The sequence below is a fragment of the Microcoleus sp. K1-B1 genome, from assembly GCF_036704705.1.
Classification (GTDB): domain Bacteria; phylum Cyanobacteriota; class Cyanobacteriia; order Cyanobacteriales; family Microcoleaceae; genus Microcoleus.
The window spans coordinates 13,655-32,171 of sequence record NZ_JAUBSH010000079.1 but is presented as its reverse complement, the minus strand read 5'-3'; the positions used below and the strand labels follow the sequence as shown (position 1 = coordinate 32,171).

Below are 18,517 nucleotides of genomic sequence, written 5' to 3'. Positions count from 1 at the left end.
ATGCTTTATATTCTATCATGCTCTTCGTATTTGTGAACCTTCTTTTTTGCTGTTACCCCTATTTATTGAGCGGATACTAAAAAAATCTATGATTGGTCCCCGCTGTCAATCCACCAATCTGACGGGGTGACAACCCCGTCAGGTGAAAAAGACGAATTATGAATCAAAAAACAGTTTTTTAATTTAAATCGCTGCGGTTATTTACAACGGTTGCTCTGCTTGAGAAGGTGGCTCTTCTGGCAGCGGAATAAACTCTGTCTCTTGAGGAACCTGAGCAAAGCGTCCCTCTCTCCAATCGAGTTTGGCTTGCTCAATGCGCGAGTGCCGACTCGAAACAAAATTCCACCACTTATGCCGCTCACCAACAGGTTCACCGCCAATCACAATACAACGAGCCTTGCCTGAAGCAGAAATGTTTACTTCAGTGCCGGAAGTGAGAACTGCCAACCGATGTTGTTCCAGAGGCACTCCATCGATAACAAGCCCCTCTGTTACGCTGTAAACCGCCTGTTCGCTGTAATGGCCCGGTAAGGTAAATTCTCTTCCAGCAGTCAGTTGCACGTCCAGATAAATCATGGGTGAAAATATTTGAACTGGGGAAGTACGACCATAGGCCTCACCGGCAATTAGGGTGAACGAAACTCCTGCATCCTCCCAAACAGGCAGCTCAGAAGCCGGATGATGCCGAAACCAGGGGTCGGTTTCTTCGTATTCATCGGGAAGGGCTATCCAGGTTTGGATGCCATGCAGGATGGCTTCTTTGCTGCGATCGTCATCAGGCGTGCGTTCCGAGTGGACAATGCCTCGCCCTGCCGTCATCCAGTTCACGGCACCAGGACGGATTTCTTGAACGCTGCCTACACTATCACGATGCAGCAAAACACCCTCAAACAAGTAGGTGACGGTTGCTAAGTTGATGTGCGGATGCGGTCTGACATCCACGCCCCTGCCAGGTGGAAACACTGCAGGGCCCAGATGGTCAAAAAAGATGAACGGGCCTACCAGCGCTAAAACCTCGGAGGGAAGCAGGCGGCGGGCTTGGAATCCACCCAAATCTTGAATGTGTGGCTCAATGAGATGCTGGATGGTATCCGTCATAATATTTATAAAGTTGGGAACGCTAATCGTCTATGTCAAAAGTGCATTATACAAAAAGCTATCCTGGTAGGCAGTGATCGCAATATCAGTGACTGGCCTAAACTTTCCCCATCGAAAGCCGTTGTAGAGTGTCGAGTTCTCAACGAGCTTTCTGCTTACGAGACGATGGAGAGTTCCTCACTGACTTGAATCCTACCTTTGACCAGAGAGCGAATTAGACGATCGAGTGAGCCGCGTTCTTCTTCACTGATTGACTCATCGAGGATGGCAGCCATCATGCCGTAGCGGTCAGCTTTGGTAACGCAGTGAGTATCGGTGACAGTGGCAATTAATTCGTTGATAGCGCCGGGGAGAAGATTAACTGGAGACATGGGATTGTTTTGAACTCGACACCTTAATCATCTCGTGGTTTCTCCTAAGAGCAAGTGATGGTGCTGGTTTTTTTGCGTGATAATACTGAAAATATTCGGTGAACCAAGTCCGTGTGACCAGTGATGGAAGTCACAACATTGAAACCAATGCAGCGGTGGCACACCTACAACCCAAATTTGACCCTTTGAGTGTGAGAGTTTATCAAATCTGCCCTTCATCGGAATTATCCATCTCTCTTCCCTTCCTCTGTATCCTCTGCGTTCTCTGTGGTTTAAACATTCCGATCTAACCGGAATTGATATCAAAGGGCCCGACGTGGGGTGTAAGACACCAGAAAAATGATAATTGGGCACACTAAGTACCCAAGAGCAGGTATTAGGTCTCTTGACGACAGGAAATCAGCTTTTCCGGGTTAACGTTTCTCTGCTTCGCCAATGAGGGTAAAAGCCGCCCAATCTACAGGATTAGGATGTTTGACCAATGTCACCAGCATGGCCTTCCGCAGCGCTTGGGCAATATCAGGCGTTAGCTGCATCTGCCGATAAAATTCCGCCATCAAGTCGGCTGTTGATTCGTCAGATACTGACCACAGAGAAACTACAACACTCGGAACGCCTGCTGCAATAAACGATCGCGATAAACCAATGATGCCATCACCTGTAATACGACCGCGACCCGTATTGCAAGCACTCAAAACGACGAGTTCGGCATTCAACCTCAAATTGAAAATTTCGCTAGCAGTGAGTAAACCACTGTCATCCTTGCTTGGGGCAAGTGCGATGACTCCAGGTACCCCCAATCCCTCCACGTCATCCAGGATGCCGTGAGTTGCTAAATGCACGATGCGCGATCGCTCTATTTGCTGTAAAACTGCTACTTTTGTCGCTTTGTCGCCTGTAAGCGGTTCAGCATTCAAAAGCTGAGCGATCGCGATCGCTTCGGCTTCAGAGTGTGGGAGTGATGACAGTTTTTGAGGAGGTTGGTTCGTCGTAAAGGCAACACTTGGCATGGTAGGATTCCCAACGACTAGCGCACCTTTTCCTGAAGCAAGCTGTTGCTGTTTATTTGTTAAAGACAGCACTTGAATTGAAGGTGCTGTTAAAATAGTATGTTTTTCAATCAAGTAGTTTCCCGAAGAATCTTGCAACGCGGCAAAGGGAACTAAGAACAAAGATTCATGAGGAATAAAGGTAATTCGCGACGCTGGATCTTGAGGTAGAAGGTCAGCAATTGGTTCGATCAGTAGTTGATAAAGCTCTTGCAAAGAGGGGTCTAAAAATCGTTCCTCGACAATTGGCCTGGTTCGGGTGGGATTTGTACCTGGTTGGGATCGCTGCTTGTTTTCCAGGCAACTGGGAATGAAGCAACGACCTTCAGTAATCAAGGCTTTTAATGAAGTTTTTTCCTCAACCAAACCTTTCAAAGCGATGCGACGAAAGTCAATTTTTTCGGTCGGCTGTATTACCCAGATATAAAGTTCTGAATCTTGCAGCTTTCTTTGACCATCAGATTCTACAACTTCTTTGATAATCGAGTAAGAAACTAAAGTGGAATTTTGTTGTTTAGCAATTTGCTGAATTTCCTGGATATTGATCGGTTTTATTTGACTTTCCGATGACTTTAGGGTAGCCAGGGCTGACTGGGAATAAACACGGTTGGTCAATAATCTAACAAAAGCTTGCGCCCGTCCGCGCTCTGTTATTTCTAGCGCTTTATCATGCTGATTTTGATTAGCCAGCACTTCTTGCAACGTACTATAACTTGTTTCTTGGGTTTCAAAAATTGAAACTAAATTGAGGTCGTTATTTCCTAAATTTGACCGCAGAGATTCCCAAATTTCAATGGCTGAAAATAATGCTTTGATAGCTTCTGCTGGTTGCTTTGCTTTGTATAAAGCGTCACCTAAATTTGTGAGTGCGCGGCCTTGGGCGTGGCGATCGCTCAGTTCTCTGGCAATGACTAAACTTTGTTGGTGAGACTCAACCGCTTGAGGATAATTTTTGAGAGCATAGTAAGCAATTCCTAAATTCTCTAGAGCACGACCTTGAACGAAGCGATCGCCCAGTGCTGAGGCGATCGCTAAACTTTGTTTATGCTCGTCAATTGCTTTGGCATAATCGGTTAGGGAATAGTGTACTAATCCCAAATTGCTCAAAGCAAGAGCTTCGCCTCGGCGATCGCGCTGCTGTTTAGCGATCGCTAAACTTTGCTCTTGATATTCAACTGCCTTTTTATACTCTTTTTGGGCATAGTAAACTAATCCCAAATTTCTGAGAACACTCGCCTCTAAATCAGGCGATTTTAGGGAATGCGCTACTTCCAAACTTTGCTGATAGTATTCGATCGCTTTTTTATAATTGCCAATCGCGCCGTAAGCAGCTCCCAAACCAATAAAAGCTTGTCCCTTTCCCAATAAATCGGCCCTGGATTCAGCTTGTGCTAAGTGCTGCTGGTGGTAAGAAATTGCTTTTTCATAATCTCCGATCGCGTAGTAAGTCGCGCCTAGATTGTTGAGGGCGTAGCCTTCCCTAGCGCGATCGCGTCCAAGTCTCGCCAGCTCTAAATTCTGCTGGTAGCAGGCGATCGCTTTGCTGTAGTCTTTTGGCGCAGTCTGGAGAGGCAATCCTGCTTGCTGCCCCAGTAATTGTTCCTCAGTTAAGCATTGAGCAGCACTAGGTGTCAGGCTTGCTAAGTTTTGCGGTTCGCGATTTCGATCCCCATTAAGCTGGCTCAATTGTTGAGCGGCAAGGGTATTAGGATTTCCTCGCTGTGTATTAGAGACTTGCACTGATACAGGTACAGTGGCTGCCGCAGTTGGTATTGCATCTGAGTTTGCAAGCGTTGGTACGAGTGGTGTGGTGGTTGGGAGACCTAATGGTTGTGGCACGCCCCTTTCTGGCGGCAGCGTGGGAGTTAACCCAGGGGAAGGAAATTCTAATGGTTCTAGCACGCCCATTTCTGGCGGCAGCGTGGGAGTTAACCCAGGGGACTCTCCAAAGGAATCAGAATTATCTGGTTGTGGTACACCTAAGCCTAGAGGTGCGATCGCAGGGAATTGAATCCCAGGTGGTGCGAGTGCTGCAATTGTTGGCGGTTCTGGCGGTAGTGTGGGAGCTAACCCACCACTCCCAAAGCCGAGACCTCGCCAAAGATCTAATCGTGGACTGCCCAAAACAAGGGTAGGATCGGTCAGAGATATTAATCGGCTGCCACTGGTATCAATGCTGTTGGGGTCATTACTGCTAGTAGCGAGGCGAATCGTACCCTCATAGCTGAGGATAGTACCCGGAGCGATCGCGCCCAAGGCTTGCAAAGTGATATTTCCATCTGGTATACCCATCGGAGCGACAGAGGTGAGGAAGCTGTTTTTGGCATTAATACTGCCACCAGAGCTAAGCAAACTGATGTTGCCACCTCCAGAGAGGATAGAACCCGCTACAGTGATATCTGTGTAAGAGCGGAGTACAATATTACCCCCAACTCCTGCGCTCGTGCTCGAATCTATTCTGTCTCCGGTGGCACTAAAACTGGATTCCCCTTGAAGGAGAATCGCGCTACCCCCAGAAGTTATGTTGCCTAGAGTAGTTAAATTAAACGCCTTCACCTCTATATTGCCACCCATCCCTTGGGAAGATGTAGAATTTAAAGCGCCAATATTGAGCGTGGTTCCCCCAGGTGGCTCATTCCGAAAACCAATCACGCTATCGCCGGAAATAATATCTCTGACACTAACATCGGTTCCTGCAATCTGGATTACGCCACCTTTCCCCGTGCTGGAACTAGAATTTATTACCCCACTGACGTTGACCTCGCCTGGGGGAGATAACTTGATCCAGCCACCTCCAGAAATGACATTTCCCAGAGTTACAGCAGTCGCTCCGTATACTTCGATCTGGCCTCCAACTCCACCGCTATAGCTGGAATTTAGGGTACTATTGCCAGCGTTAAAGTAACCCTGATTCAACACATAAATGCGACCGCCACCGGAGGTTATATTACCAGTCACAATGTCACCCTCATAATTACCCACAGCAGTTTTGAGTTCGATCGCGCCTCCCACTCCTCTGTTAGAACTCGAATCAAAATTCCTAGCGCTGATGCTGTTGTTGTTATCGCTGATACTATTGAGGCCGATATTGCCACCGTTTGAGACAATGTTTCCGACTGCAATGCTACCAAATGCCAAAAGCCCGACATCGCCACCTGCAGTGCCGCTGCCAGAGTTGAGATCGCCGACACCGATCGCACCTGCTGGACTGATGAGGGTAATGTTGCCACCGCTAGAGACAATATTTCCCGTTGCTATATTGCCGTAAGCATTGAGAGAGATGTTGCCCCCTCCGCTGCCACCATTCGCGTTCAGAGTGCTGGCGCCGGTGTCGATCGCACCTCGATTGCTCAGCAAGCTGATCTCGCCTGCCTGGATTCCGCCAGTGTCGATGTTGCCTGCACTGATATTGCCTTCTCCATAAAGGGTGACGTTGCCTCCGTTTCCAAAGAAGCTAGAGGTTGTAATTCCACCGGCGGCGATCGTGTTTGTCCCATATAGGAAAATTGACCCACCGTTACCGATTATCGAGGAAGCGTTCAAGGTGCTGGCGCTCGTATTGATGCTTCCCCCCGCGCTGTAGAGGGTAATATTGCCGGCATTGCTCGTTGTTAAAGTTGAAGTATTCAGGTTTTCCGCTGCGATGTCCCCGGACGCTACCAGCGCAATATCTCCGCCATTTGAAGTAATAGATGCTGCTTGAATGCTGTTTGCAGCGCCTAAAAAAACTGAACCTGCGATCGCGATATTGCCAACTTGAATGCTGGCAGGTGAAGAACTGGCGGATGCTGGAGTGCTGTTTGCAGTGAGGGGAGTGGGTAGGTTGCCAGCCGTAAAAACCAACTGGGGTCGATCGCTAGATGCGGAACTGATAGCGAGATCGCCGACTGCGATCGCGCCTTTTGCTTGCACTCCCAGAGAACCGCCTGCGTAATTACCAAAAGAGACGTTTCCGCCTGAGACGATCGTAGAACCGCCTGAACTTGCGAAGTTGCCGGGGCTACCTAGAAGTGTGCCTATTGAGAAATCGCTGCCAGCTCTGAAGAGGGCATCACCGGATACAGTACCGTTACTCGTAAGTGTGATGCGGCCGCCAGCGCTCAGTAAGCTTTGGGAGTTATTGCGAGCCTGGATGTCTATTTGACGATCGCCCTGCACGGTTAGGTTTCCACCCACATCAGTAACAAAAGAGTTAGTCGCGCTGTCGCGAATGCGGACAGATTCCCCCGCTTGCAATTTCAAGTCACCGGTTGTCTGTAATTGCCTGTTTACTAGGGTTAGGTTACGCGCGGCTGACACAGTAGCCGTTTGAGCAGACACTGCCAAATTTTGGTTCGCACCTGTTGCCTGAGTGTCGGCGATCGCCACATCGCCAGCTTTTACTTGCAAGTCTGAATTCGTTAGCTGTACGCTGCCGTCGCTGTTAACTGTAACGCCTGTAGCGTTGCTGCTACCCCCTGTCAGCAGTTGGGACAGGGTGAGGGGACTCAACGGCACAGAAGCAGAATTTAGATTAGAAGAGGGGGAAATTTCTAAACTCAGCAGATGCCCTGCTTGAGAAATGCGGACTAAGTTTTCTCCGGGCACCGATGCGATCGCAATTTGCCCGGAGGGTGCTGACAAAGTACCGGGGCTGAAAACTGTTCCGCCTATTAAAGCTAGCGTTTGCCCGTTAGGTACGCGCAGTTGACCGAAATTTGCGATCGCCCCTGGCTGAGCTGTACCAAAATTTAAAATGCTTGGCGTTCCTATCAGCATAGCGTATTCATTAACGCCAACTGCCTGAAACCAATTGTTGCCTAATCCGATTCCGGTTGCTGTTGTTGCTAAGAATGAACCAGGCACGTTCAGTTGAGCGTTGGAACCAAAAACAATCCCTGCCGGATTCATCAAAAATAAGTTAGAACTACCGCCTATTACTTGAATTAAACCGTTAATATAAGAAGCATCGCCACCCACAACTCGCCCTAAAATATTGCGGATATTTGGCTCAGACATAAAGTTAACAATTTGACCCTCTGTGAGTCCAAACTGCTGAAAGCTATGAAAGAGATTAGTGCCGTCTTGTGAGCGCTGTCCCCCGTTGATGTTAAATTGATTGCCGGAGGCATTAACAGCAGTTCCTGTGCCATCGGGAGCCGGAGTAATTGGCTGCCCTGTAGCAGCAGGTGAGAACAGTAAAAAACCTAAAGATACCAGCCAAGTATAAGTCAACAGTTGCTGTCGATATCTTTGACTTATGCTTGTTATAATCATTAGACTTCTCCCTAAAATAAATTGTTTGCTGAGCGCGCTTAAATTATAATAAAACTTTTTCCTCAAAAAACACGAGTAAGTTTAAGCTAAGCACGTTAAAAAGTGCGATCGTAGCTCAACTGGCGAACGTTTATAGAACCCATTTGATATCTAAGTCGCTGCAAGCCTTATCAGCATCAGCCTAATAACAATAGTCTGGAGAGTTTTTAGTTCCTAGTCTGAAACCCTTGATTTTTCTTTCGTAGTTCGATTGCCGAATCGCCTTGAAAGCCATATTCTACGCTTGGTTATCAAAAACTGTCCGAAGTCTTGTAATAAAACAAAGATTAACCTTGGCACTCGCATCAAGCAGAGTTCTCTCAAAATTACTGACGAGGATTTTGCACGTCTCTATCCAAGCATTTCCCCGTTATCTTCCCCTACCTTGTCACAACCGGAAAAAACAAGCATTCGAGGATGATCCACTCTTCGTCTGTGAGGCTGGTAGAGTATGGCATAACTGCTGGATACGAATTTTGCAGTCACTTTACTTCAAACAGTAAAAAATGTCAAATGGCTTCTATAAAAGCGATCACCCTTCCCACTCCCTCATCCCCTAAAGCCCGTGAAGCGTAGCTATCCCAGAGGAAATCGCCCTTTTATCCAAAATAAAAATAAGTAGACAGACGAAAAAATTAGTCCGTCTACTTAATCGCTAACTACAAATCACTCCCACTCGATCGTTCCCGGTGGCTTAGAAGTAATATCGTAAACCACTCGATTCACCCCCTTAACCTCATTCACAATCCGGTTCGATATCAGTTCCAACAAATCGTAAGGAACCCGCGCCCAATCAGCCGTCATCCCGTCTTCACTCTTAATAAATCGCAAGACGATGGGGTAAGCATAAGTGCGCTGATCGCCCATCACCCCTACACTGCGAATCGGTAGCAAAACAGCAAAAGCTTGCCAAAGTTCACCGTACAATCCGTGGCGATTAATTTCTTGGCGAACAATGAAGTCAGCATCCCGCAAAATATTTAGTCTCTCTGCGGTAACTTCTCCTATAATCCGAATCGCCAATCCGGGGCCCGGGAAAGGCTGTCGGTTCACGATTTCTTCGGGAAGCCCGATCGACCGGCCGACTTTTCGCACCTCATCCTTAAACAGTTTTCGCAGCGGTTCAATCAGCTTAAATCGCAAATCTTTCGGCAAACCGCCGACGTTGTGGTGGCTTTTAATTTTAACAGCAACTCGTTCGCCACTTTTCGGGTCTGCATTAGTGTCAGCCGACTCAATCACATCAGGATAAAGAGTACCTTGGGCGAGGTAGTCAAAGGGGCCCAGACGCTTCGATTCTTCTTCAAATACGTTAATAAATTCGTGACCGATTCGCTTGCGTTTTACTTCAGGATCGGTAATCCCTTCAAGTTGAGCTAAAAAGCGTTCGCGAGCATTAACATACTCAACGTCAATGTGGAATTGTTCTTTAAATAATTTTACCAACCGTTCTGGTTCATACTTCCGCATAAACCCTTGGTCGATAAACATACAGGTAAGTTGGTCGCCGATCGCCTTGTGCAGCAAGAAAGCCAAAGTAGAAGAATCTACACCGCCCGATAGAGCCAGCAAAACTCGTTTATCCCCAACTTGCTCTCGAATTTCGCGAATCGATTCCTCCACAAAAGTAGCTGTCGTCCAAGTCGGTTCGCACTCGCAAATGTGGTAAACAAAATTGCGAATTAAAGCTATTCCCCCGATCGAGTGAACTACTTCTGGGTGAAACTGAACCCCGTACAAATTTTTCTCGTGGTGAGCAACAGCAGCACACGGAGTATTGTCAGTGTGAGCGAGGATCTCGAAACCAGGCGGCAGTTCAGTACACGAGTCTCCGTGGCTCATCCACATCGTGCTGCCCTCTTCGACGTTTGTCAGCAAATCCGTAGGATCGTCAATAAATAGCGATGCCTTGCCGTATTCCGCTAATTTCGATCGCTCAACCGTGCCTCCGAGCTGCTTTACCATCAACTGCATCCCGTAGCAGACTCCCAACACTGGTATTCCCAAATTCCAAATTTCTGGGTCGCAGTGGGGTGCTTTTTCATCGTATACAGAACTTGGGCCTCCTGAAAGAATAATTCCTTTAGGATTGATAGCTTTTAACTGTTCTGCAGTAGTCCGGTAAGAAATAACTTCTGAATATACTTGAGTTTCGCGGATTCGACGAGCAATTAGTTCGGAATATTGCGAACCGAAGTCGAGAATCACGATGATCTGGCGATCTATCTGCTGCATTAAAGAGTTTGTGAGAACGGATTCAGTTTCTATTTTAGTAGTCACGGTTATTGCGTAATTGCTAAGTGCTAATGGGGCAGAAAGTAGCGGACGTATTTGTCGCGGTCTCAGTACAATTCTAAGGAAGGCCAGGAACCATTTGTCGCTAGGAATAAATCTTATTTATACTAGATTGCCGTCAGCGATGTTAGTCGATTAATCGGGTACAGGGCCATAGATTTACTTCGATCCTTACCCTAATTAATTGAATTCTTGCTTCAGAAATAACTTCCCGAAGCAACCTAGTATAATTAAGGTTTAGGGACAGAGAATTATTACTTGTTAAATATTATCCCTGACCGATGTTTTAAACAGAATTCAGGGGTATTCACACTACATTAACAAATTTGCGTCAAAAATGTATCTCCTATTTCACTTTTAACAATAATTTTGCGATCGCGCCCGAACATCACCGATCCCACGGGGATGTGCAAGTTAGTGTGAGTAAAAATGCAATCCGATGAGCGCAAGTCTATTTGTCGGGCGATGTCGCCGTAAATTCGATCGACCCAATTGCTCCCAAACTCGGCGTCCAAAGCCCGCAGTTGCCCGAGAGCCTCTTCGGCTGTCGCTGCGGCAAAAATTGCGGAACACGCATCGGCAGGCATTCCAGCTTTAGCACAGTAAGCTGTGAGAATTTCCCTGCGCCCGTCAGCGAGGTGGTGGTGAGTGTGAAAAATTCCCGCCGCCAATTTCATCAGTTTCCCGTGATAGCCAAACAGCAAAATTGACTGCACGCCCTGATATCCGGCTTCTACCAGCAGCGGGCCAAGCCAGTTAGCGGTTTTGACTAGCCTCTCAGGATTGATCCCCAGTTGTCGCGCCAAATCCAAGCCGTTTTCGCCGATACAGAAAACCAAACAGTCAAACAGTTCCACTTTTTGTTGCAATTGTTCGCGGTAAACTTCCAACTGTCCAGGGGCACTCAGCGGTTGAGAAATGCCAGTTGTACCCAGCAGCGAAAGTCCTTCTACCACGCCGAAAGCTTCGTTAGAAGTGCGGGTGGCTAGTTGGCGCCCAGACGGCAGAATCAGGGTGACAGTAATTTTTTCGGAGGGTGAGAGTTCTAGGCTCAGATTCGATCGCAGCAGCCGCATTGCGTAATCATAGATTGCCGCCCCTCCACCGACTGTGTGACGCCCTATACCTTCACCGCCGAGAATCACAATCTGCTCTCCCTCTTCCCAATTCCCCAATTCCACCATTGCCCAAACGGGGGTATTGCGAGTCAGATCGAGATTTTCCCCCGGATCTGAGCGAGTCACTCCTAAAGCGGTATCAGTTTTGAGTACAGACGCCTGTTCGATCGGAATTTCTGCCGTTATTTGCGGTTCCAGTAAATTTACTGATACGCTATCTAGAGACTGAATACCATCACGCAAGCACCGCAAAGCTGCAAGTGCGGCTGCACACGCAAATACTGGCAGTGTATACCCGGATAAAGGTTTAGTTTTGGTCACGATCAAATGCAGAAATCCGTAAATTTGCTGATAATCGACATCACACCTTAGCAGTGATATCTTTCAAAGGTTTCAGTTTAATTCTAGGGTTTGCTATTATCTGCAGTTCGCGTAATTTTTGTCAACTATAATTTTGTCCTGTGAGTTGCCTTGAAGCAAGCCACACTTTTGTTGAGGTGCGTTAGCGAAGCCCTCATAGAGGATCGCCAATAACCCACTCCGAAGCTTTATCGGCACCTGGGGGCGATTTTTACAAAAAACCCGGAATCTCGATCGCGAACCCTGGGAGAGCTATAGTCGGCAAGTCGATCGTCTTTCATTCTATAGATTTAGCTAGCCGTAAAGATTTGAGAACCGAGTGAGCTCGCGCGAAATTTGTTTTTGCCATTGGGGGAACTTGTTTGAGGCGGAATTCGAGAAATTTTTGGTAGGCGAAATGCTGCGCTCGCTTCCTGGTTAAGCCCTAAAACCTACTTTTTTACAATTAGCAAATTTATATCTCCCAACCGGTTGATGTCCTAGCGATTGCAACTCATTTATATTTATCTGAATTACCCGGACGTGCCAGTCCTACTTTCGAGCTAGCCTCTTGAAGGTGGGGCTGGTTTTATCTAACCCTGTTACTTCAATTCTCCAATCTAAAATCTAAAATCTAGAATCTAAAATTGATTGACTATGGTTGAACCAGTTGCAGAGTTAAATGAACCTCTATCTCTTCAGACTCCAGAAATAGTAGACCAGAAAATATTTCAGCTCGTTCTCTCTCCAAAAATAGCTCTCAAATTTTCCAAAAAAGACGTTCGATCGACCCTGAAAGCCTCAACTCTAGACGGCGTTTTTGCCGCTGTCTTCGAGTCGGCGACCAGCGGGGTGCTACTGAGCAATTTCTTGCTGCAACTCGGCGCGAGCAGCGTGGAAATAGGTATATTCTCGGCTATTCCAATGGTGGTAAATCTCCTGCAACCATTAGGAGCTTACATCGCAGATCAGACAACCAGTCGCCACTGGTACAACCTATTTGTATTCGGCGTTTCGCGGCTGCTGTGGCTGGTGCTCGCGGTGGCAATTGTTTGGGGTTCCCAGCACGCAGACCTCGACCAACTGCTGCAATGGACACTGGTAACAGTCGTAGCAGCTAGCGTGCTGGCAGCTTTTGCCAATTCTAGCTGGTTCAGTTGGATGGCTGCTGTGGTTCCTCAGCGCTTGCGGGGACGCTATTTTGGCTTTCGCAACAGTGCTGTCAGCCTCATAACTTTGCTGGGAGTGCCGTTGATGGGATTGGGAGTTTCAACTTGGGACGGCGGCCCAATTTTGGGCTACGGTATTGTTTTATTGGTGGGTGTTTTGGCGGGAATGATTAGTTTGGGGTGTCAATGCTTCATGGTTGATGTGAATCCCCAGGTATACAAAAAAGATACACAGAGCGATCGACTTACAGAGAAAAAAGCAAAGCAAATAACAGATTTTGTGCCTTCTGTGCTGAAAGATTCTAATTTTTTAATGTTTATTCTTTACTTCAGTGTGTGGACATTTGCTATTAATCTCAGCGCGCCTTTTTTTAATATTTACTTGCTAAAAGATTTAAGCTTGGATGTGAGTTTGGTAACGATTTACACCAGCTTAAGTTCCGGGGCAAATCTACTGCTGCTGATGTTTTGGGGTAAGTTGGCCGATCGCTGGGGAAATCGCCCGCTGCTAATTGCGGTGGGGCTGGTGGTGGCCCTAACGCCTTTGCTGTGGTTGGGTACGGGCAATTACCCGTTTGCGGTTTGGGTGTGGCTGCCGCTGCTGCACTTGCTGGCGGGAACGACTTTAGGCGCGATCGGGCTGTGTACTAACAATATTCAAATGGAGATAGCGTCGATCGAGCAACCTTCGACTTATTTTGCGATCGCCGCAGCGGTTTCGGGATTAGCTGGGGCTTTGGGAACTACCGCCGGCGGCTTTCTTGCCGAACTTCCCGGCATGAGTTTGGGAGCACTGTTTGCCCTCTCGGCTGCTGTGCGGCTGGCAGGCTTGCTGCCTTTGGTTTTGGTGCGAGAACCTCGTAGCCAGTCGCTGCGGTCGATCGTCCCCACTTTTGGACGTTTCAAATTTAACCGGGGCTAGGAAATTTTCGTACAAATTTACCGATCAAGAAACCAGAAAAGCCCACAGATTGTAAAAAACTTCAAGCTGATCGCAGAAAACCTGAGAGTTGCTGCAACAAATTTTAATCTAAAACCTAGTCCAAATCTGCTGTGTGTTCGGCCAATACGTCACTATTATCTTGCAGCCAACGGACAAATCGATCAGATATAGCTGTTCTCAAAACTGACCTGGCAGACCGTAAATGTGTTTAAAGGTTTCTTAGCTAGGGCGTCGGATTGCTACTTCTGTTAGGAGAATTGAGGATTTTCCCAGAACCGATCCTACTATTTCACGCTCTGATTTTTTTACGTTTTAGGTAAATCGAGGACTTTCCCAGAACCCAACCTACTATTTCACGCTCTGAATTTTTTAGTGAAGAAATATAAATAAAATTAACATTTTAATACAGCCAACTAGACTAGATGGTGTTTTGAGACTACTATCCTGAGAATCGAAAAAGCTAAAGATTGCCAGCAAAATATCGATTTCCAGCAATCAATAATCAGCGATCGCTGTCAGGCGATAGAAACACCGGAATTGGCAATTCTCTTGTAACCGATTACCAAAGACAGCTCGCTCTCCAATTTCAAATTCAAAGAGAGAATATAAAAATGACGAAACCAGGGAAACGTCTGATAGTTTGCTGTGATGGAACTTGGAACAAACTAGATACTCAGTGCCCAACTAATGTGGTTAGGCTTGCCCAGGCAGTGAAACGGACAGCCAGTGACGGGGTTCCGCAGATTGTGTTTTATGACGAGGGAATTGGAGTAGACAGTAACAAGATTGTGGGCGGAGTCACTGGGCTGGGAATCGATAAAAATATACAAGATGCCTATCGTTTTCTTTCTTTCAACTACGATCAGGGTGACGAAATCTATCTATTCGGGTTCAGTCGCGGTGCTTACACAGTCAGGAGTCTAGCCGGGATGATCTATTGCTCCGGTCTCCTATCCCGCCGTAACGTTACCATGGCATCACAAGCTTACGAGCTTTACCGTAAGCGAGAGATTTCACCAAAGCATTCGGAAGCAAAGAGTTTCCGCGAAAAATTCGGCAAAGATAAGGGCGATCGCGTCCCGATTACCTTGCTTGGTTGTTTCGACACCGTTGGAGCCCTTGGTATTCCTCTTGTACCCGCCTTCAGGAAGTTTGAGGGACAGATCAAAGCAAGGTACAAATTCCACGACACCACTTTAAATAAGGATATTGAGAATGCGGTGCACGCCGTTGCGATCGACGAAATTCGCGAAGTCTTTGATGTTACCCTGATGAAGAAAAATCCTGATGCCCCGAACCAGAAGCTTCGTCAAGTTTGGTTTCCAGGCGAGCATGGCTGCATCGGCGGTGGTACGCCAGAATACCGGGGGTTATCAGATGCTGTCTTGAAGTGGATGTTGGATCAAATCAGTGACTTTGAATTGAAGCTGGAATTTGAGCCAGAGGCTATTGAGGATATCAAGCCTGATTATAAGGTTCCATTTCAAAACAATCCTGGGTTCTTCAAATTGGCAGGAATCAAGTGGCGCGAGGTGGGGGAGACCCTTGAGGATCTTCATGAAAGTGCGATCGAGCGATTGAAAAAACGCCAAGACTATCGGCCTAAGAATCTGCAAAAGATTCTCTCCAAAGTAATTGAAAATATAGAAAAATGATCAAACTTGATCAATCTCTCAGAACCGAACCTAAGAAAACGATCTAATCTACAACAATCGAAAGGAAAAGGAATCATGACAAGAGATACATCTAGAGATGGATTCAGCAACAAAGCTTTAGCATATACGTTGACTCATTTCAAACCCATTTGGAATTTAGTTCAAAGTTACGAGCCTCTGAAACGTAAACTAAACAAATTTTTTCTCAATAGCATCATTTACAAACTTCCGACTCGCCCGCTTCCCTATAGCTTAATGGGCTTAGATCCCAAAATTCCAGGGACAGATATTCCCAAGAAAACTGATACCTACATCTCTTGGGATTCACTTACAGACAAGACTTATACTGGGCGACATTTACCTCCAGACCCAGAATTCAACAAAGAAGGGAATTTACCACCACTCGACAAAGTAAAGACCTTATTCCAAAAAAGAGATGGAAAAACCATTTATTCGGAAAAATCGACTCTGCTGTTTCCCTATTGGGTGCAGTGGTTTACAGATAGTTTTCTCCGGATCGATCAGGAAAACCGCTTCAAAAATACCTCCAACCATCAGATTGATATGTGTAATGTTTACGGGTTGACCCGCAAACAAACAAATATGCTCAGAGCTTTCAAAGACGGCAAATTTAAAACCCAAAAACTCAAGCGCAAAGATGGCGTAGAAGAAGAGTATCCACTCTTTTATTATGCCGACCCTGAGCAGGGTATTATCGATCCTCAATTTGAAGGTCTTCATGCACCCCTTAATGATGAGAAAAGACAACCCCCCGAAAAGAAAAGCAAGCTATTTGCAATGGGAGTTGAACGGGCAAACGTCCAAATTGGCTATGTCATGCTCAACACTTTATGTATCAGGGAGCATAATCGAATTTGTGATGTTTTGTCCAAAAGCTATCCGGAATGGGACGATGAGAGGCTCTTCCAAACCGCGAGAAATATTCTCATGGTGATTGTTCTCAATATCATTATGGAAGAGTACATTTTCCACATTACGCCCTATAATTTTAGGTTCTTTGCCGATCCTGAAGCTTTTACCAAGGAAAGTTGGTATCGAGAAAATTGGATGGCGATTGAGTTTAGTTTTGTCTATCGCTGGCATAGTGCGATTCCGGAAACCTTTATCTATGACGGTAAAGAACAATCCATGTACGATTCCCTCTGGAATAATCAGATGTTAATCGATAAAGGGTTGGGTGCATTGATGGAAGAAACTTGTTCCCAACCAGGCACTAGAATTGGTTTGTTTAACACACCTGATTTTAAGATCGCAGGCACACCCTATACATTTATTGATGCTACCGAACTAGCATCTGTTAAACTCGGACGGCAGGCGCAGTTAGCCAGTTATAACGATTACCGCGAAATGTGTGGTTATCCCAGGGTGACTGATTTCAATCAAATTACGGGTGACGAATACGCTCAACAGAAATTAAAAGAGTTGTACGGTCATGTTGATAAGATTGAATTATTTGTGGGATTGTACGCTGAAGATGTCCGCAAAAATTCAGCAATTCCGCCTTTGGTAGCACGGATAATTGGCATTGATGCTTTCTCCCAAGCTTTAACTAATCCTTTGTTATCGCCTAAAGTCTTCAATAAGGAAACTTTTTCTGAGGTTGGTTGGGAAATTATCCAAAATACCAAAACAGTCTCTGATTTAGTGAATCGTAATGTTCCTCCAAGCGATCCCAAGTACAAAGTCTCCTTCGAGCTTTAAGTTGTAGCTGACAACTAAGACTCAAGGTAGTGGGGGGCGCAAACACACCTGCGCCCTCAAAAATGAGGAAGAAAAAGGCGATCTTTTCGCAAGCGATTCAGCTACGGCAATTCGGAAGCAATTGCACCAGCATTTATACTGTTTCACAGATGGAACGGTTTGTGTACAGCCTTTTTTAGCGATTAACAGAAGGTTATGTTATGAACAAAAAGTTATTTACCGAATATCCCGAACAGGACGAACGCAAATATTACGATCTTTTGGTTGAGCAGGCCAAGCTTCGGATGGATAATCTTTACGGGGATAAGGAGCGGGCGCTGCGAGATACTCACGCCAAAACTCATGCCTGCGTTAAAGGAACTCTGGAAATTTTTGACTTTGATGAGGAAGAGATTAAACGGGAATTGGGTAAACGCGCTTCGTTAAGTTCTTCGCAACTCAATGCTATTTCCCTTAAGCAAGGTTTGCTAGCAAAACCCAAAGAATATCCTGTTTGGTTGCGATTTGCTAACGGGGCTACCAAAGTATACCCTGATTACCAAAAAGATTCGCGCTCAATCTCACTGAAAGTGATGGGGGTGGAAGGGGAACGACTCACGCAAAGCCACGAGTCAAAAACCCAGGACATCATTGTTCACAATTCAGAGATATTTGTGAGCCAAACCATCAAAGACTACTACGGCTTTTTTTCTGCTCTTGTTGAATCACCAGAGACATTGAAAAAGTGGCTAATACGACATCCCAGACACTTTTTAGCTGTGTCAACGCTTACGGGTAGCCGGACTCCGAAGAGTTTGCTAACAGCCAAATATTGGAGCGGTTCACCCTCTGCTTTGGGTCTCTATCCCGATTTCGATCCCTCCCAGCCTGGTGTAGTTCCTGTCGAATATCCTGCGGTAATTAAGTATGGGTTTACTCCGGTTTCATGCAAACCACCGCACGAGATAATTCCAGAACAATCTCGACCGGGAATTCCTAAAATTCCCTTTGTCGATCGCGCTAAAGCGTTGGGTTTAGATCCCAATAAACCAGACAATTATTACCGGGATGATCTAATTCAAGCCTTGGCGAAACCTGATGCCCAATACTGTTGGGATTTTGGCATTCAGTTCCAAACCAGCTTAAAAATGCCGATCGACGATGGCATCAATGTCTGGAAGGAAAAAGAATCACCCTTCTTGAGAGTAGGTCGTCTCACCGTCAAGCATCAGATTATTGATTATGAAAAACAATCTGATTTCAACGAAAACCTGAGATATTCTCCCTGGAACGGCTTAGCAGTTCATCGTCCAGTAGGCGCCATAAATCGGATACGCGGTGTTGTTTACCCGGTTGTAGCGAATTATCGCCTTCAAAAGCGAGGTATTGTCCACCAAGAACCAACCGGAGAAGAAACTTTTTAAAGGAATAATTTGAGCCTGGGACATCATATCATTTCCGGTTACACCGGAATGATGTTGACT

Annotated in this window: 9 protein-coding genes; 4 read left to right on the top strand and 5 right to left on the bottom strand. The window is 46.3% G+C overall.

The window, feature by feature from the left end:
- Positions 1 to 201: 201 nt before the first annotated feature.
- The 5 genes from QUA83_RS23140 to cbiD all read right to left on the bottom strand — a co-directional run bounded on the left by QUA83_RS23140 (position 202) and on the right by cbiD (position 11,547).
- Complete coding sequence (locus QUA83_RS23140) at positions 202 to 1,098, bottom strand: pirin family protein (protein WP_333296147.1); 897 nt, start codon at positions 1,096 to 1,098, stop codon at positions 202 to 204.
- 155 nt (positions 1,099 to 1,253) lie between these two features.
- Positions 1,254 to 1,469 (bottom strand): hypothetical protein, encoded by a 216-nt coding sequence (locus QUA83_RS23135; RefSeq protein WP_333296145.1) that lies wholly within the window; start codon positions 1,467 to 1,469, stop codon positions 1,254 to 1,256.
- Positions 1,470 to 1,882: 413 nt separating this feature from the next.
- A complete protein-coding gene (locus QUA83_RS23130; protein ID WP_333296143.1) occupies positions 1,883 to 7,774 on the bottom strand; it encodes a CHAT domain-containing protein in 5,892 nt (1,963 codons plus the stop codon).
- 705 nt (positions 7,775 to 8,479) lie between these two features.
- The gene (gene guaA, locus QUA83_RS23125; RefSeq protein ID WP_445301801.1) at positions 8,480 to 10,093 is read right to left on the bottom strand and encodes a glutamine-hydrolyzing GMP synthase; all 1,614 of its coding nucleotides are present in this window, start codon (positions 10,091 to 10,093) and stop codon (positions 8,480 to 8,482) included.
- Positions 10,094 to 10,425: 332 nt separating this feature from the next.
- Positions 10,426 to 11,547, bottom strand: a complete 1,122-nt coding sequence (cbiD, locus tag QUA83_RS23120) for a cobalt-precorrin-5B (C(1))-methyltransferase CbiD (RefSeq protein WP_333296141.1) — start codon at positions 11,545 to 11,547, stop codon at positions 10,426 to 10,428.
- Positions 11,548 to 12,222: 675 nt separating this feature from the next.
- Between cbiD and QUA83_RS23115 the strand changes: the two genes are divergently transcribed.
- From QUA83_RS23115 to QUA83_RS23100, 4 genes are all read left to right on the top strand, one after another.
- Entirely contained in the window at positions 12,223 to 13,656 is a 1,434-nt protein-coding gene (locus QUA83_RS23115; RefSeq protein ID WP_333296139.1) for an MFS transporter, read from the top strand.
- Between the two features lie 488 nt (positions 13,657 to 14,144).
- Positions 14,145 to 15,332, top strand: a complete 1,188-nt coding sequence (locus QUA83_RS23110; RefSeq protein WP_333296137.1) for a DUF2235 domain-containing protein — start codon at positions 14,145 to 14,147, stop codon at positions 15,330 to 15,332.
- A 6-nt stretch (positions 15,333 to 15,338) separates the two neighbouring features.
- Complete coding sequence (locus QUA83_RS23105) at positions 15,339 to 17,054, top strand: peroxidase family protein (RefSeq protein WP_333296134.1); 1,716 nt, start codon at positions 15,339 to 15,341, stop codon at positions 17,052 to 17,054.
- 200 nt (positions 17,055 to 17,254) lie between these two features.
- Positions 17,255 to 18,457 carry a catalase gene (locus QUA83_RS23100; protein WP_333296132.1) on the top strand — a complete coding sequence of 401 codons (1,203 nt, stop codon included), beginning with the start codon at positions 17,255 to 17,257 and terminating at the stop codon, positions 18,455 to 18,457.
- Positions 18,458 to 18,517 lie beyond the last annotated feature (60 nt).

Bases quoted from the DNA above. Each gene is read 5' to 3' on its own strand.
- QUA83_RS23140 (WP_333296147.1), bottom strand. From the start codon at position 1,098: ATGACGGATACCATCCAGCATCTCATTGAGCCACACATTCAAGATTTG.
- QUA83_RS23135 (WP_333296145.1), bottom strand. From the start codon at position 1,469: ATGTCTCCAGTTAATCTTCTCCCCGGCGCTATCAACGAATTAATTGCC.
- QUA83_RS23130 (WP_333296143.1), bottom strand. From the start codon at position 7,774: ATGATTATAACAAGCATAAGTCAAAGATATCGACAGCAACTGTTGACT.
- QUA83_RS23115 (WP_333296139.1), top strand. From the start codon at position 12,223: ATGGTTGAACCAGTTGCAGAGTTAAATGAACCTCTATCTCTTCAGACT.
- QUA83_RS23100 (WP_333296132.1), top strand. From the start codon at position 17,255: ATGAACAAAAAGTTATTTACCGAATATCCCGAACAGGACGAACGCAAA.